Source organism: Pelosinus sp. IPA-1, from assembly GCF_030269905.1.
Classification (GTDB): domain Bacteria; phylum Bacillota; class Negativicutes; order DSM-13327; family DSM-13327; genus Pelosinus.
Genome location: NZ_BSVC01000007.1, coordinates 105,866 through 121,097, shown reverse-complemented (window position 1 = coordinate 121,097; position 15,232 = coordinate 105,866). Strand labels below are relative to the sequence as shown.

Genomic DNA, 15,232 nt, shown 5'->3' with positions numbered 1-15,232 from the left:
CCCGACAACGGCCGACCCCTATACTTCAGCACCCATGACAGTCTTAGCTCGACCGTTACACATCCCTTTTGACCATACGACAACAGTTGGGCTGCCGCACAGCCTTACAAGACATATAACGATCTGCCCGCCGACTACTGCCGAACCTTTCGACCCGACAATAATCTTTGGCCGACCAATACCGAACCCTATTAAGATCCGGCACCAGTCTTGGCTCAACCATTACGAACCCTTTACACTACATAGTATGGTTTAATTACAAAATAGAATACGTGGTATTTTATTCCAATTAAATATTTTTTTGCAGGAAAACACATACATATATAGAAATTAGTAACAATATAACTAGTAAGGAGGCGTGCTATGACAATTGAATTTACCTGTTTGTCCTGCACTCGAACTTTTGCTATTCCACTCACTGACATACCAAAAACCGATTACCTTTCCTGTATATGCTGCGGAAAACCTGTCCCAGTTGACTTAATACATTCACTTCAACGAGTGTGTGGAAGCTTTTCCTTAAACTCGGAAAGCCAAAAAAATGATTCCCACTGGTTTATCCGATTTATGCAAAAGGATTAAAAAGTACCACTACCTACAAATATGCTCAATAACAAAGAGTAAGCAGGCAAACGCCTGCTTACTCTTTTCCATTTCAATTTACTTTTGTCTACATTACGTAAAAATTTTCAAAATAGAAATTACAAGCCCGAGGAGTACAACACTAAAAGCTCCCATGACTAACGCGGTCTTATCGCTTTGTGCAAAAATATTGTTAGTGTCCATTCTTATTTCCTCCTTTTTTCATAAAATTATTTCGCTATACCAAACATCTTAAAGATGTATTCCAACCAAGCCCTCGAAGCGTAGCTAAGATAGGTGTTGCTTTTCCATGCAATAGCCAAATGCCATGGTTTAATTTGATTTTTCAAAGGCAAATAGGTAATTGATTGAAGATCTAATTTGGCACATATGGTTTGAGGAAGAAAAGCGATTGCTAATTTTGACGCCACAATATCAACCATAAAATCCCATTGAGAAGTTTCACAAACAACTTTAGGAGTAAACCCAAGTTCTTTACATTTATCTAGAATATGATCATGCAAGGCAAAGTCATCTCTATATAATACAAAAGATTCATCACGCAGCTCACTAATATCAACAATGGATCTATTGGCTAGGGGATGACTTGAATTTACAATCAGCATTAACGGATCTTCTAGAAAAGGAACCGTTTCTAATTCCGCCTTCGTTTTTGTTGGTAATACAACAATACCAACATCAAGGGTACCCTCTTGAATTTTCTTCTCAATCTTTATCGACCCAACTTCCATTAAGTCGATAGTAATTTGAGGATAAAGAGAACTAAACTCAGCTATCGCTTTTGGAAACAGGGTTTGCACCATTGGAGAAATTCCAATCTTTAAATTACCGCTAGGAGTACCAGCTAAATTATACAATTCCGTATTAATACTATTTAACGTATCTAAAATAATCTTTGCTTTTTCAAATAGCAATACCCCTGCATCGGTAAGAATTACCCGCTTCGGAGCGCGATGAAATAAAGATACGCCCAATTCACTTTCTAAATTTTTGATTAATTTACTTATAGTAGATTGAGAAACGAATAATACCTCAGATGCTTTTGTAAAACTTTCTTGACGCGCCACTTCAGTAAAATATACTAGATGAATTATGTCCATATTAAATCACCAAACCAATACCCTTTTACTTTAAATAATAACCATAATTTGTAAAAATGTCTATGTGAATTTTTTCATATATATATATATTACTTATATTCATTCTATTGGAAATAAGTGAGTAAGTAAAGTATCTCCTATCCATACTCTATATGGATATAAGTAATAGGCGCTTCAAATGCGTTGACCCATTCAAAAAAGGACTGCTCCTTTGGAATCATCCTAAGGAGCAGTCCTTTAAAATATTTCTATAGCATACTACTTAAAAACGCCTGGGTACGAGCTTGTGTCGGATTATTAAATAATAGCTCTGGTGTGCCTTGCTCAACAATATCGCCATTATCCATAAAAATAACACGCTGGGCTACTTCACGGGCAAAAGCCATTTCGTGGGTAACTACTAACATAGTCATATGCTCTTGTGCCAACTGACGCATAGCCTTTAATACTTCTCCTGTCAACTCTGGGTCTAAGGCTGACGTCGGTTCATCAAATAACATAATATCAGGTTTCATAGCCAGGGCTCTAGCAATAGCAACCCGCTGTTGCTGGCCTCCAGATAATCGAGATGGATAACTATCTCGCTTGGCAAACAAACCTACTTTGCGCAGTAATTCTTCAGCTTCAGGAATAATAATTTCCTTTTTTATTCCCTTTACAACCATGGGTGCTTCCACAACATTGTCAAGCACCGTCATATGAGGAAATAAATTAAATTGCTGAAACACCATGCCCATCTTATGACAAATCATTCGGGCCTTTTCCTCGCGAACATACTGGCATCGCCCATCTGCACCATCGGCAGCTAGAACTTCTTCTTCGATTTCAATGGTTCCCTGGTCGATAATTTCTAGCCTATTTAAGCATCTGAGAAGTGTACTTTTACCCGAACCTGAAGGTCCAATAATGGCAACGACTTCCCCTTGCATCACTTCTAAGTTAATACCTTTTAGTACTTCAAGACCATTAAAGCTTTTGCGTATATTTTTTAAACGTATCATATTCATAAAAATTCACTCCTACTCATCATATGCTGCATAGCGCTGTTCAAGTTTATTAAACATCCAAGTTAATATAAGTGTCATCGCCAAATAAAATACTGCTGCAATGATAAAGGGGGTCATATCAAATTCCCTCTGTACAATTGTTCTCGCCGTTCTCAAAAGGTCATTCATTGCCAGAACATAAATGAGGGAGGTATCTTTTACAAGTGTAATTGTCTCATTACTAATAGGAGGCAACACACGCTTAATCATCTGGGGCAGAATAATCCGCCTCATTGTCTGTATATAAGTCATACCCAATACCTTACTAGCTTCGTACTGCCCCCGTTCGATGGATTGAATTCCTGCACGAAAAATTTCTGCAAAATATGCTGCATAGTTAAACACAAAAGCGACAATCGCTGCAGAAAAATCTGGCAATTTAATCCCGATATAAGGAATGAGAGGTAAGGCATAATAAACAAATAAGAGCTGAAGCATTAACGGCGTGCCTCGCATTAACCAAACATAGATTTCTACCAAAAAACTTAAAGGTTTATATTTTGATATTCGAGCTAATGCCAAAACTAAGCCTAATGGGATTGACAGAACTAAGGTAATAAAAAACATTTCCAGTGTAACACTGGCTCCGTCTAACATAGGCCCCATCATGGTTATTACATTTTCCATTGTTCTTCTCCTCTTAGCTGATTCCGCAAAATTGAAGGCTAATGGCAAATACCATTAGCCTACTTCTATTACTACTTAACGATGTCTGCACCAAACCATTTTTGTGATATTTTTGCAGAAGTTCCATCTTTTTTCATTTCATCAAGTGCTTTCTGCATTTTATCTCGTAGTTCTTTATCGTCTTTTCTAAATCCGATGCCATAAGTCCCAACCTCGCCCAATGCCTGTTCAATGGCTACGTATTTACCTGCTTCTTTAGACATATAATATCTGCCAAGTATCTCATCTGTAACAACAGCATCTACTCTACCTGTTTTGAGATCCATAAATGCAGCGATACAGTCAGGATATGTTTTAAAATCTTTTAGAGAACTTTTTAGCTTAGTATCTTTAACTACAACTTCTTCACCAACACTAGCTTGTTGTACAGCTACCACTTTCCCACTTAAATCCGCCGCACTTTTAATCGGAGAACCTGCAAGAACGAAGATTAACTGTTTACTTTCCATGTAGGGTTCACTAAACAATACATTCTTTTTGCGTTCTTCAGTAATATTCATGCCATTCCACAAGGCATCAATTCTTTTACCATTTAATTCCGCTTCTTTACTGCTCCAATCGATGGGTTTGAACTCTACTTCCATACCTAATTTTTTCGATGCTTCTTTCGCCATGTCTATATCAAAACCAACGATGTTGTTCTTCTCATCTCTAAAGCCCATAGGAGGGAAGCTATCATCTAAACCAATTACAATCTTTTTCTTTGCTGGTGCTTTTGTATCCGCACTACCACATCCTGCGATTACCATACCGGCCATCATAAGTAACAAAACTAACGTAACTATTTTTTTCATATGTAAATCCTCCACCCAATGTATTTCAACTCATATTGGATATTATACTTTAGTACGGTAAAATTAGAAAGAGTTAAATTAGTGCAATTATAAAATTTAAAAGCATCTTCCTTTCCTTATCTCTTTCAAGCTCCTTATTTTGTTTTATTTCATTTTTAAAATTTTGCAGCTACATTGTCACATGCCACTTCTAGCCATAATGTAGAATATATATAGGATAAAAAAGCGGCATGAACTACAATAGGTAGCCATACCGCTTTGTCAAGTTAGTTGCATATTATTTTTTATTGCATAGACCTTTAAGATCCTCAATAAATTTCCAAACATCATCCTCTTTTGTCGCCCAAGAGGTGACAAGGCGAATGGCAGAGTGCTCCGAATCCACCTGTGACCAAATATAAAAAGAATACTTTTCCTGAAGCTTTGTTATTATTTCATTGGGCAAGATCGGGAAGATTTGATTCGACGGGGAATGAGTTAGGAACAAATAACCTGCCTGACTAATTTCGCCCCTTAGTAAGCTTGCCATCTCATTGGCGTGTGTTGCTAAGTTAAAGTACAAACCGTCTCTGAAAAGCTCTAGAAACTGTATCCCAAGCAACCTCCCCTTGGCAAGGAGTGCTCCTTTTTGCTTCATATGAAAGCGGAAATCCTCTTTAAGAGAATCTCGGCAAATAACAAGGGCTTCCCCCATGAGAGCACCATTCTTGGTTCCCCCTATGTAAAAAGCATCAACTAACATAGCTAGATCAGAAAGTTCCATGTCATTTTCATTAGAACATAGAGCGGAACCTAGCCTTGCCCCATCCACGTATAAAAAAAGTTGATTTTCTCGGCAAAACTGACTTAACTTTTCTAATTCCTTCTTTTTGTAGATTGACCCAATTTCTGTAGGATTTGAAATATAAACCAATTTAGGCTTTACCATATGTTCGTCAGCGTGAGTCTCTAAGACTGTTTTGAGATGTTCTGGCCCTATTTTCCCATCCTGTACTTCAATAGAAATAATTTTGTGTCCTATAGCCTCAATCGCTCCCGTTTCATGGACTAGAATATGACCTGTATTGGCTGCAATTGCCGCTTCATGTGGTCTTAAAAAAGCCGAAAGCGCAGTGAGATTCGTTTGTGTACCACCAGAAAATAAGTGAATATCGATATCTTTTTTCTTAATGTTTTCCTTTAACAGCTCAACGGCCTTACGTGTATAATAATCTTCGCCGTAACCTTCAACTTGCTCTAAGTTCGTTTCGATCAGAGCATGCAATATTTTGGGATGAGCTCCTTCACTATAATCATTCTTGAAACTATACATTCTTCATCTATCCCCTTTGTTAATTAGCTTATATATTATTTCATCAATACTTAGCATTTACCCTTTTCACTTATGTAAAAAATATAAAAGACTTCAACAGAAGATCCGCGAAGTCTTTATAAACCCAATCCCATGTTCCTCCTGATTGCGAAGCAAAGGTTGGTGGAACAATATTTGCTTCGGACTACCCCCATCACTATAGGAAAAACTGTATCCATTAAACCACTTTAACAATGAGTATATTTTTCCCTTCAAGATAATCCTTGACTTGTTACAAGCTTAATATGTGTCGTCTCCTGATATGGATTTTCACTGACAGCAACACCAAACAAAAAATTGGTTGCCTTAACGATAAATCTTGCAACTTCGGCAATATTTTCCGTTATCTGCGTCGATCCATAGGAACGACACATTGAAACACTACTTTGCTTACCCAAACCGATTGTTATCATTCTCATTAATCCACTCTTATAATCACTAGATCCCCCCCCATGTAATTTCCTCCGATTGACGACTATGATACCATCAGCCTCATAGGCATAACGATCAATAAACACGGGTATTCCTTGGGGAGTCTCACCAATGAGGATCGTTTCCATTGTTAAATAGATAGGAGCACCTATAGCCCTTTCTGTAATTCCTATAGTTTCTAAAGCAAGCCTTTGTTCATCAGCTGAAAGCCGCTGACCACCACTGATTGCCGGTACGATAAAAGGTTCTGCTCCCACTGATCGCAGTCTAGCAATTAACACTTTCAGCATTTCAACTAGGTTACTCATTCCTTGATTTGTGACAGCCACTGCAATCTTGTGCCCGGGAATAATTTTCATCAAAACTTCTAAAGCATCAATTTCGAAAATTAGCTCTGCTCTCACATCTAGCGAATGTTTGTTTTCTCGTAATTGTTTCCCCTTAAACAAAGGAGGCAAAGCAATCATACGAGGAAGATTATTTTTATTGGCACTCATAAGCTATTTCTCCTATAACGCTGCCGACGTCGATATGGCTTCCGCTATATTCTGATCTGAAAGCTCTTTTTCCGCCAGAACAGTTGGTTGGTTTTGCAGAAGCTCCCAAATCTTATGCCGTACCCACCCAAAGTCAGCAGATGAACGAATACCATCCCGGGGACGCGGTAGATTGATGCTGACAATTTCCTTGATCCTTCCAGGATTGGTAGACATGACCGCCACCCGATCTGCTAAAAATACTGCTTCATCAATGCCATGAGTAACAAATACAATTGTTTTTTTTGTTTTTTCCCAAATACGCAATAATTCTTCCTGTAAAACTTCTCGAGTCTGGGCATCGACGGCTGCAAAAGGTTCATCCATCAATAAAACTTCTGGATCATAAGCCAAGGCTCTAGCAATGGCCACGCGTTGTTTCATCCCTCCAGAGAGTTCATGGGGATACCGATCTTCAAAATTGTGTAATCCAACCAATTCAATATACTTCTGACTAATTTCTGCTCTTTGCTTTTGGGGAACTTTCTTTATCTCTAGACCAAATTCAACATTTTTCCGCACTGTCCGCCAGGGAAAAAGTGCATACCCTTGTAATACAATTCCTCTATCTAACGCTGGCCCAGTAATAAGCTTATTGTCAATAAATATTTCTCCCGAACTCGGCTTTGCAAGTCCAGCAATCATATCTAAAAAAGTTGATTTTCCACAACCACTTGGTCCAACAATAGCTAAAAACTCACCTTTATTTACCGTGAGATCTAATTGTTTAATAGCCTGAAATTCAGTGGGTTTATCATCAGATTTTCTTTTGATTTGATATATACGATTGATATTACGGGCTACAATTTTTGCTGTTTTTTCCTCAACCTGGGCCACAGGCACCTCTCCCTCTCTCGACATATACCTCAGCTCCCTAAAGATAATTTTAAAAGGTCAAGTCCCCTCCTTAAGGGAACTTGACCTCTAGTTTCCTAGTCAGACAAGTTATTCGTTCTAATTTTAATAGCTTTGTTTTTTTAATTAGCTTTCTTGAAAAAGCACAGTACTAAGATACCTTTCCCCCGTATCTGGCAATATGGTCACAATTAATTTCCCTTCATTTTCTTTACGTTTAGCAATCTGGAGAGCCGCAAATGTTGCCGCGCCAGAAGAAATTCCCACTAATATACCTTCTTCTTTTGCGAGAAGCCTAGCAGTGTCTAAGGCTTCATCATTCTTGACTTTATAAATTTCATCAACAATGGGAAGGTTTAATACTTTAGGAACAAATCCTGCTCCAATCCCTTGAATTTTATGCGGTCCTGGCTGACCTCCAGAAAGAACAGGGGAATCAAAAGGCTCTACAGCAACTACCTGAATCGTCGGTTTACGTTTTTTAAGTACTTCACCAACACCCGTAATAGTACCACCAGTACCTACACCACCGATGATAATATCGACTTTACCATCCGTGTCTTTCCATATTTCTTCGGCAGTAATTGCCCGATGAATCTCTGGATTGGCTGGATTGTTAAATTGCTGCGGAATAAAAGAATTTGGAGTTTGCGCTGCTAATTCTTCCGCTTTACGTATTGCTCCCTTCATCCCTTCACTACCTGGACTCAAGACTAATTCTGCCCCATATGCTTTCAATAAGTTACGCCGTTCAATACTCATAGTATCAGGCATTGTTAATATCAATCGATAACCTTTCGCTGCAGCGATGAAAGCCAGGGCAATTCCGGTATTACCACTCGTCGGCTCAATAATGACCGTATCTTCTTTAATAAGTCCTTTTTCTTCAGCATCTTTAATCATACTAAAACCAATACGATCTTTTATACTGCCGCCAGGATTAAAAGATTCTAATTTAACGACAACGTCAGCTTTCGCTCCTTGGGAGACTTTGTTAATTCTAAGTAGTGGTGTACCACCGATTAATTCTGTAATATTATTGGAAATTTTTGACATACAATTCACTCCTCTTATTTTTTACTTATGCTTTACACTAACCATTTCCCTCATCAATATAAGAAAAAGCATCCTTCTCATACCAGTTTTTAAAGTAGGGAAGTTTAGTATTTTCACCTAAATTGCGATTAAAAGAAAGATTTTTCAAAACCCTTGCTAAGCGCCGAGCAAATTCAAAGACACCTGTATAACCTAAAAAAATATTACTTTGGTGAAATATTGGCAAAACAGGAATCCCTTGTTTTCCTGCCCAGCCATTGCCACCAACATGGCCCACATATAAGTCAGGTTTCAAGTTAGCAATTAAATTTGCTTGTTCAAAAGGCTGCCCAGTCGCTACATTGAAAGGAACTCTATCTCCCTCTCTGACTTCATCTAGCATTTCATCAGCAAACTGATCATAATGATAAGCGCGCATTCCTACAACTTCGAGTCCAAGGTAGGTGAGAAGTTCAGCATTGGCAACCACGCGAATTTCACCACCGCCAATCATTACCCTTTTGCCTTTAAACAGTTTTCGATAAGGTACCAATGCTTCTTCTAGTAGTTTGGTCTCTTGTGCAATAAACCGCTCTGCCGCTTCTTCAATGCCAAAGAATTTAGCAATATCCAAAATCCAACGATTTGTATATTTTACACCAATTGGAATCGTGCGAAGAATATAGGGAATATTATACTTTGTTTTTAAATGTTCCACGAAATAATCATCATGAGTGGCACAAATACTCACATTTAATGACGCCTCAGTGGCTTTGAGAAAATCCTCAGGATGAGCATAACAAGGCAAGATGTTTAATTTCAGCTCCAGAGCCTTGAGTAATCTCACCAATTCATACTCGTCAATACGGCTCATAGAGGAAACATTGAGCACATTTACTGTCCGACTAATACGATATTTTTCCTGTAATTCTTCAAGTTGATTTTTATTATCTTGCTTAGATTTCACATCTGCATCCAAATCTGGTATCAGATTCCTTAAGATTCCATGATAAACTGCATCATAAGCACTCGCCATAATTTTCGTTTTGAAGCCTTCGCAATGTACAGGTACTATTTTAGCTTGAATTTCACCTTGCATTCCTTCAACAACGCTATCAATGTCATCGCCGATAATGGCTGGTACGCAGCTATTTACAATAATAATAGCGCTTGGCCGAAATTCTTTTTCAGCATACAAAATAGCATCTCGTAAATTATTTTCACCACCGTTGATTACTTCTGATTCACCCATATTGGTATTAACCCATAACAATCCTCGTGCATTACTGTCACGCAATTGTTGAAAGTTCTTATTAATTCCAGCAACGGATAAATTAGCTCCACCGCAACCAAGAGGACCATGTACAATCACCACGGCATCACGAATCGTATTCAATATAGCTAAACTTAAATTTAACTGGCAACCTTGTGTTTGGGAGAATGTCCTCTTGATCCCATTAAGGCATCCCTTTTTTGATTGGTCCACCAAGTTGTTGCATGATCCGCCATATGCATTACAGGCTCTTAAACGATCTTCACGTACTGGAGGTGCTTTATCTTTTATATAATCCATTTCATCCTCTCTCCTATCTGCTTCCTACTAATAACCCAAAAATATCTTCCACTAAACTTAATGCTCCGCGGTAACCCACATAGGCTCTGTCGAGTACAACCCTATTGGATAGTGGATAGGATACACCTAAATGTGGTGCCCCTATAGATGTAGCAAAATCCCTATCTAAACTACTTCCCAAAACAAATGCAGGGCTAAAGCTATCGAAATATCGATCATTATTATTTTTCTGCCACGAAGCATTAAAATGCTTGCTCACATTTGACGTATCGGTATCAAATACAAGTTTAGGACGAATACCAGAAGTAAAGTCTTGAAATCTTGTTTCGACCAGCTGCTTCTCTTCATCCGTAAGGACATCGGTAATTATTACGAGCTCTGGTAACCATCCCAAATCATCAGCCAAAAATCTAGCAATTGCCGGAGCATAATTGACATCAGCCACAACTACACTATATCGTTGAAAATCCAAATCATTATAAACATCAGCCAATCGTTCTATATAGCTATAATAACAAGCCTTTTCCTCTGTTATAACCTTCTCAATGATAGTCTCTTTCGTTCCTAAGGCTTCGCCTACTGTACGCAAGAATCTTTCAGTTCCAGCTGCGCCGATAGGTAAGGGTGCAATCACATAAGGCACTCCATGGATTTCTTCGAATATTTTGGCAGGTTCAATCCCGTATACATCCGATACAACGATATTCAAACTAGCAGCACCAGCATATTTAAGATTATCTAGTGTTTCTCCTTCGCCAAAAAAGGTATTAACCTCATAACCAATTTTTTCAAGAAGCGCTTTCAATATATTCAAATTCCCTTTCCAAAATACATCCTGAATAGGGACAAGGCCAAATAAATTAACAACATTCTTTTTCTTCACTGGATTCTTTTCAACAAAGTCAGTGAATAGTTTACTTAGAACAATATCGTACCCTTTATACGAATTGCCTTTAAATCCACCTGTCTCCGCTCCCAAAACTGGCTTGCCCTCTTGGTGAAACCGATTTGCTACCGCCACTGCATCATCACCAATAATATCTACCATACATCCAGTAACTACAAAATATAAGTCACCATCAACAACTTCAAGTGTGGTAGCAATTTGTTCCGTTAATCGCTCTTCACCACCAAATACAATATCTTTTTCATAGATATTAGAACTTGGCAATGCCAATCCAGCACAATAGCCACTGCCCAAATAACCAGATGCACCATGCAAGGCATTGGCAATATTACCACCGCACCCAGCTGCAGCATGGATAATCGGTATTACTCTTGGCAAGACTTTCAAAGTTGCTATTGCGCCCCCAAGAGTGCACAAATAGCGTGGCCGCTCTATAAATTTGCTCATATAATCTTCCTCCGTGTACTATTAATTGAATTTTTCAGGATCAAATGGATATCTCCCAAACTCTCTGGCGACTTGAAACATAGCATGAATATTTTCAACAGGAGCGCACATAGGAAGACCACAACCTAGAGCTAAAATGTAGCCTTTAGGATTGTCATAGGCCTTACGCAGGCACCCTTTAGCATCACGGATGACATCATCAGGTGTTCCTAGATACATTGTCGCTGTAGGTTTGACATTGCCTAATAGGGCTACCCGGTGACCAACTTCTTGTTTGGCAACTGCCAAATCGATGGTATCATCTAAACTAAGAATTCCCGCCCCAGTATCAGCCATTGACTTCCAGATTTTTCTTGTATTGCCACAAATGTGCAGAGTTGGGGCACTCCCACTTAACTCTTTAATAGATTGAATCAAGCCGCGTAAATAGGGAAATGCAAATTCATCAAACTGTTTAGGTCCTATTAGAGTCGCCGACGCAGTAGGATCAGCAACACTAAATCTAACTCCTAATTTTGCAGCTTCTCTTACATAAGCGAGAGTGCTGTCTACAGCAAATTTTAGCAACCGATGAACAAATTCAGGATTATGATAAAGATCACGAAGAAATTGGTCTGTTCCTCGAATGTTAGCCGCTGTAGTAAAAGGTCCTGCAAGATTGGTAACCACAGGAACATCATCGCCTATCCCCTCAACCATGAGTTCTAAAGCCTTTAAATGTATGGGAAGACGACCTTTGCTCCAAGGATCAGGAATTTCTAGTCTTTCAAAATCGCCATACTCCTTGAGAACAAAATCTGTAATATATGGCGTATTCTCCTCTTTGGGATAAAAAACCGTAGACCCTACCGCTTCTGCAATACCAGGTAAACCAGGGCCAGTTCCCACAGACTCCACACCAAATATTCGGTAGGCTTCAAATTGAGTTTGCGCCGTATGTTCTGCTGAATAATAGCATTGCCAGTGATTAATTCCAGCCAACTTGCCCGCTTGGTTGCTCACTTGAATACTACACGGTACCCGATCAAAAGGTTTTCCGGTTAACACAGCTTTCATTCGTTCTTTGGGCTTCATTTCATCACGGAAAACTCTAGTGCCCACACTCTTTCCCTCACTTTCCGGCAATATTTATCATTTAATAAACAAAAAAGGCAAAGATTGATCCTTCTATTAGGATCCGTCTTTGCCTTCAGTACGTATTACTGATCAGTCAAATTTATTATGGATTTGTCGATAGCCATTTTTACAGTCCTCAAGTATTGAATACCTGCCAGATACTGTATAACTAAATAAAAAAGGCTAAAGTATATCCAAAAGGACACTACTTTAGCCTTCAGTTTTTCTGATCAGCCCCAAAAATATGTTATAAACACTGCACTTTTTCTTTAGTATAATTCATTTTACTAATTTGTCAATACACTTTCTCACCCTAATTTAAAAATAAAATTATAAGTTGTAAATACAAAACTGTTACAAACTGATTGCTTAAATTCACTGATCTTATAAATCTATCATTTTGCTAAAAATATATTTACAATTCCAACTCTAAATGCTATCATCTTTATCAAATACTAAAATAAGTGTGCGCTTACACAACTAAATCAGTACTGGCTGGTTAGAAAAAACTAAAGGCCGAGTCTATCCTACGGGATAAACTCGGCTTTTTCGTTTTAATTCATTTAAGGGAGGTGGCATCATTGGTTAGAAGACTATTGATATTCGGAGTCTTGTTACTTTCACTCTTATCGGCTGGACTGGTTTCAGCAGCTCATGATGAGAAAGAATGTATAAATCAAGAAACAGAAACGATTCAGAATAAGAGTAATTCTGATAAGACTGATATAACACATAAAAAAGATAAGTGTTGCGATAAAGATAACAAAGAAAACGAAGAGAATTAAGAAAAGACTTGGCTTGTGCCAAGTCCTCGGACGCAGGCAGAAGCCTTAGTCGTTCTTACTTGGAATCAAGAAAGTATTATACTTTCTGATTCCGTAAAATAACTATAAAAGGATGATAAACAATGACACTTAATCGATTTCTAGTTCTGTCTTTTTTTATTTTTTCCTTGGGGATTGTCATTTTGTACAATGGACTTAACAGGGTTCCTTTGAGACAAATTGATTCTAATACACCCCATAAATACGGGCACTCTTCACTACTTCAGAGTGAAGCCGTAGCCAATAAGACAACTACCGCCGCGGCGACTGCTTTGTGTCTTAAGAATATAGATATTATACAGAAAAGGAGTTCATCATCATGAATCATTATAAAATATTATCATGGATTGCTCTTTTTATTAGCATTTCACTGTTACTTTTACCTAAATATGTACCAATTTGCACAGGACATACAGGTGATGGCAATCCTATGCAATGCCATTATACATACCAGGCTGAATTTATCATTACATTAGTTGCTATAATACTTTCTGCCAGTCTGTTAGTGCTACGCACTACTGAGGCCCGATTACTTACTAGCTTTGTTGTCTTCTTACTTGGAATTATCGTTATCATCCTACCCCAGCCATGGGTTATCGGCATCTGCGAAAATGGTGCTTGCTTAAAGACCACCTTTTTTACGACAATCGGCGGTAGTATACTTGCTATAATAGGCCTCGTACTCCTTTTATTAACCCATAAAACACAATCGGAGGAGGTTATATGACCTTTCTAATTTGGAAAAATCTCTTGCATCGTAAACTGCAAAGCTTTGCTATCCTATTTTCCATCGCTACCGGGGTTGCCATTATTTTATGCGTTTGGGCTCTTTATAACGGAGTGTCTTTTGGTATGGATATTTCAAAACAACGTATGGGAGCTGATATTGTCATTATACCTGGCGGCGCAACCATAGAACCTAGCCTCGTATTATTTGGTGGAGCGGTGGCCAATACCTACATGCCCCAAAAAAACGTTGACGCCATTCGTTCAATTCCTGGAGTTCACAAAGCAACCCCTCAATTCTTCACCCATAGTTTAACAGCAGACTGCCATGACATTGGAACGAATAACCGTATGATTGGCTATGATCCAACCAGTGACTGGATCGTCGGGCCATGGCTAAAAAAACTACAAAAAACAGATCTCAAAGACAATGAGGTCATTCTCGGAGCGAAAGTACCTACTTGGACGCAAAATAAAATTATGATCCTTGGGACTTGGTATGATATTGTAACTGTCGCAGAAGAAACTGGAACAACTCTAGATTATTCACTCTTTGTCAGTATGGCTGAAGCACGCCGTGTTGTTAATAAAACTCCTGCACTAAAATCAATATGGGAAAAACAAGGACCGCCTGCTGAACTTATTTCCACAGTGTTAGTGCAAGTCGATGAATCAGCTAATATCATGGATATCGTGACAAAGATTCAACAAGTTGATTATGTGCAAACCATTGTGGCAGCAGATGTTAAGAAACGTATCAATGACCAGTTTACAGTTCTCATTGGTTTACTAGGGGGCATTGGCTTACTGGTGGTCTTGCTTTCTTTATTTCAACTCTTTTCACGTTTTTATACTTTAACTGTTGATAGGCAAGCAGAATGGGGACTTTACCTAGCACTTGGGGCTTCTAGTCAAGAGATATCTTCTATTATCGTGGGAGAAGCAGTAATCCTCGCTTTTGCGGGATCGTTAGCTGGTCTTATTTTAGGTGGTGGGTTATATAAGCTAAGTTTAATACTACTCCAGTCCTACCAATCCTTTCCCTTTGTTGAGCCAGCTTGGCACTTCTTCGCTATTGCCTCTCTCTTATTAATAGGAATTTTTTCTGCCCTAGGAGCTCTGGCCGCTTGGCTACCTGCTTACCGGGGTAGTCAAGTCGACCCAAGTACCGTCATGACACATGGTGAATTTAATTAATGT

15 protein-coding genes are annotated in these 15,232 nt (G+C 38.6%); 3 read left to right on the top strand and 12 right to left on the bottom strand.

All coding sequences use genetic code 11. The features are described from left to right. Positions 1–18 precede the first annotated feature (18 nt). The 12 genes from QSJ81_RS17645 to QSJ81_RS17590 all read right to left on the bottom strand — a co-directional run bounded on the left by QSJ81_RS17645 (position 19) and on the right by QSJ81_RS17590 (position 12,467). Positions 19–219, bottom strand: coding sequence for a hypothetical protein (locus QSJ81_RS17645; protein ID WP_285718663.1), 201 nt, complete (start codon positions 217–219; stop codon positions 19–21). 593 nt (positions 220–812) lie between these two features. After that, on the bottom strand, positions 813–1,703 hold the full coding sequence (locus QSJ81_RS17640) for a LysR family transcriptional regulator (protein WP_285718662.1): 891 nt from the start codon (positions 1,701–1,703) through the stop codon (positions 813–815). A gap of 248 nt (positions 1,704–1,951) precedes the next feature. Then, positions 1,952–2,710: an amino acid ABC transporter ATP-binding protein gene (locus tag QSJ81_RS17635; RefSeq protein WP_285718661.1), complete on the bottom strand. Its 759-nt coding sequence runs from the start codon at positions 2,708–2,710 to the stop codon at positions 1,952–1,954. A gap of 12 nt (positions 2,711–2,722) precedes the next feature. Next, the gene (locus QSJ81_RS17630) at positions 2,723–3,376 is read right to left on the bottom strand and encodes an amino acid ABC transporter permease (RefSeq protein ID WP_285718660.1); all 654 of its coding nucleotides are present in this window, start codon (positions 3,374–3,376) and stop codon (positions 2,723–2,725) included. A 71-nt stretch (positions 3,377–3,447) separates the two neighbouring features. Continuing rightward, a complete protein-coding gene (locus tag QSJ81_RS17625) occupies positions 3,448–4,230 on the bottom strand; it encodes an amino acid ABC transporter substrate-binding protein (RefSeq protein ID WP_285718659.1) in 783 nt (260 codons plus the stop codon). A gap of 277 nt (positions 4,231–4,507) precedes the next feature. Beyond that, positions 4,508–5,542: a threonine aldolase family protein gene (locus QSJ81_RS17620; protein WP_285718658.1), complete on the bottom strand. Its 1,035-nt coding sequence runs from the start codon at positions 5,540–5,542 to the stop codon at positions 4,508–4,510. Positions 5,543–5,793: 251 nt separating this feature from the next. Next, positions 5,794–6,510, bottom strand: a complete 717-nt coding sequence (locus QSJ81_RS17615) for a hypothetical protein (RefSeq protein WP_285718657.1) — start codon at positions 6,508–6,510, stop codon at positions 5,794–5,796. Positions 6,511–6,522: 12 nt separating this feature from the next. After that, on the bottom strand, positions 6,523–7,410 hold the full coding sequence (locus QSJ81_RS17610) for an ABC transporter ATP-binding protein (protein WP_285718656.1): 888 nt from the start codon (positions 7,408–7,410) through the stop codon (positions 6,523–6,525). Between the two features lie 120 nt (positions 7,411–7,530). Continuing rightward, the gene (gene cysK / locus QSJ81_RS17605; RefSeq protein ID WP_285718655.1) at positions 7,531–8,460 is read right to left on the bottom strand and encodes a cysteine synthase A; all 930 of its coding nucleotides are present in this window, start codon (positions 8,458–8,460) and stop codon (positions 7,531–7,533) included. Between the two features lie 37 nt (positions 8,461–8,497). Continuing rightward, positions 8,498–10,012 (bottom strand): nitrogenase component 1, encoded by a 1,515-nt coding sequence (locus tag QSJ81_RS17600; RefSeq protein ID WP_285718654.1) that lies wholly within the window; start codon positions 10,010–10,012, stop codon positions 8,498–8,500. Positions 10,013–10,025: 13 nt separating this feature from the next. Then, positions 10,026–11,366 (bottom strand): nitrogenase component 1, encoded by a 1,341-nt coding sequence (locus QSJ81_RS17595; protein WP_285718653.1) that lies wholly within the window; start codon positions 11,364–11,366, stop codon positions 10,026–10,028. Positions 11,367–11,387: 21 nt separating this feature from the next. Then, the gene (locus QSJ81_RS17590) at positions 11,388–12,467 is read right to left on the bottom strand and encodes a uroporphyrinogen decarboxylase family protein (RefSeq protein ID WP_285718652.1); all 1,080 of its coding nucleotides are present in this window, start codon (positions 12,465–12,467) and stop codon (positions 11,388–11,390) included. A 596-nt stretch (positions 12,468–13,063) separates the two neighbouring features. On the opposite strand from QSJ81_RS17590, the gene QSJ81_RS17585 reads away from it, so the two are divergent. The 3 genes from QSJ81_RS17585 (at position 13,064) to QSJ81_RS17575 (ending at position 15,229) form a co-directional block, all read left to right on the top strand. Then, positions 13,064–13,267: a hypothetical protein gene (locus tag QSJ81_RS17585; protein ID WP_285718651.1), complete on the top strand. Its 204-nt coding sequence runs from the start codon at positions 13,064–13,066 to the stop codon at positions 13,265–13,267. 358 nt (positions 13,268–13,625) lie between these two features. Beyond that, the gene (locus QSJ81_RS17580) at positions 13,626–14,033 is read left to right on the top strand and encodes a DUF4418 family protein (protein WP_285718650.1); all 408 of its coding nucleotides are present in this window, start codon (positions 13,626–13,628) and stop codon (positions 14,031–14,033) included. After that, entirely contained in the window at positions 14,030–15,229 is a 1,200-nt protein-coding gene (locus tag QSJ81_RS17575; protein WP_285718649.1) for an FtsX-like permease family protein, read from the top strand. The genes QSJ81_RS17580 and QSJ81_RS17575 overlap by 4 nt, the downstream gene beginning before the upstream one ends. The last annotated feature ends 3 nt before the right edge of the window (positions 15,230–15,232 follow it).

Bases quoted from the DNA above. Each gene is read 5' to 3' on its own strand.
- QSJ81_RS17630 (WP_285718660.1), bottom strand. From the start codon at position 3,376: ATGGAAAATGTAATAACCATGATGGGGCCTATGTTAGACGGAGCCAGT.
- QSJ81_RS17610 (WP_285718656.1), bottom strand. From the start codon at position 7,410: ATGTCGAGAGAGGGAGAGGTGCCTGTGGCCCAGGTTGAGGAAAAAACA.
- QSJ81_RS17575 (WP_285718649.1), top strand. From the start codon at position 14,030: ATGACCTTTCTAATTTGGAAAAATCTCTTGCATCGTAAACTGCAAAGC.
- QSJ81_RS17625 (WP_285718659.1), bottom strand. From the start codon at position 4,230: ATGAAAAAAATAGTTACGTTAGTTTTGTTACTTATGATGGCCGGTATG.
- QSJ81_RS17635 (WP_285718661.1), bottom strand. From the start codon at position 2,710: ATGAATATGATACGTTTAAAAAATATACGCAAAAGCTTTAATGGTCTT.
- QSJ81_RS17600 (WP_285718654.1), bottom strand. From the start codon at position 10,012: ATGGATTATATAAAAGATAAAGCACCTCCAGTACGTGAAGATCGTTTA.
- QSJ81_RS17580 (WP_285718650.1), top strand. From the start codon at position 13,626: ATGAATCATTATAAAATATTATCATGGATTGCTCTTTTTATTAGCATT.
- QSJ81_RS17595 (WP_285718653.1), bottom strand. From the start codon at position 11,366: ATGAGCAAATTTATAGAGCGGCCACGCTATTTGTGCACTCTTGGGGGC.
- QSJ81_RS17620 (WP_285718658.1), bottom strand. From the start codon at position 5,542: ATGTATAGTTTCAAGAATGATTATAGTGAAGGAGCTCATCCCAAAATA.
- cysK (WP_285718655.1), bottom strand. From the start codon at position 8,460: ATGTCAAAAATTTCCAATAATATTACAGAATTAATCGGTGGTACACCA.
- QSJ81_RS17640 (WP_285718662.1), bottom strand. From the start codon at position 1,703: ATGGACATAATTCATCTAGTATATTTTACTGAAGTGGCGCGTCAAGAA.
- QSJ81_RS17615 (WP_285718657.1), bottom strand. From the start codon at position 6,510: ATGAGTGCCAATAAAAATAATCTTCCTCGTATGATTGCTTTGCCTCCT.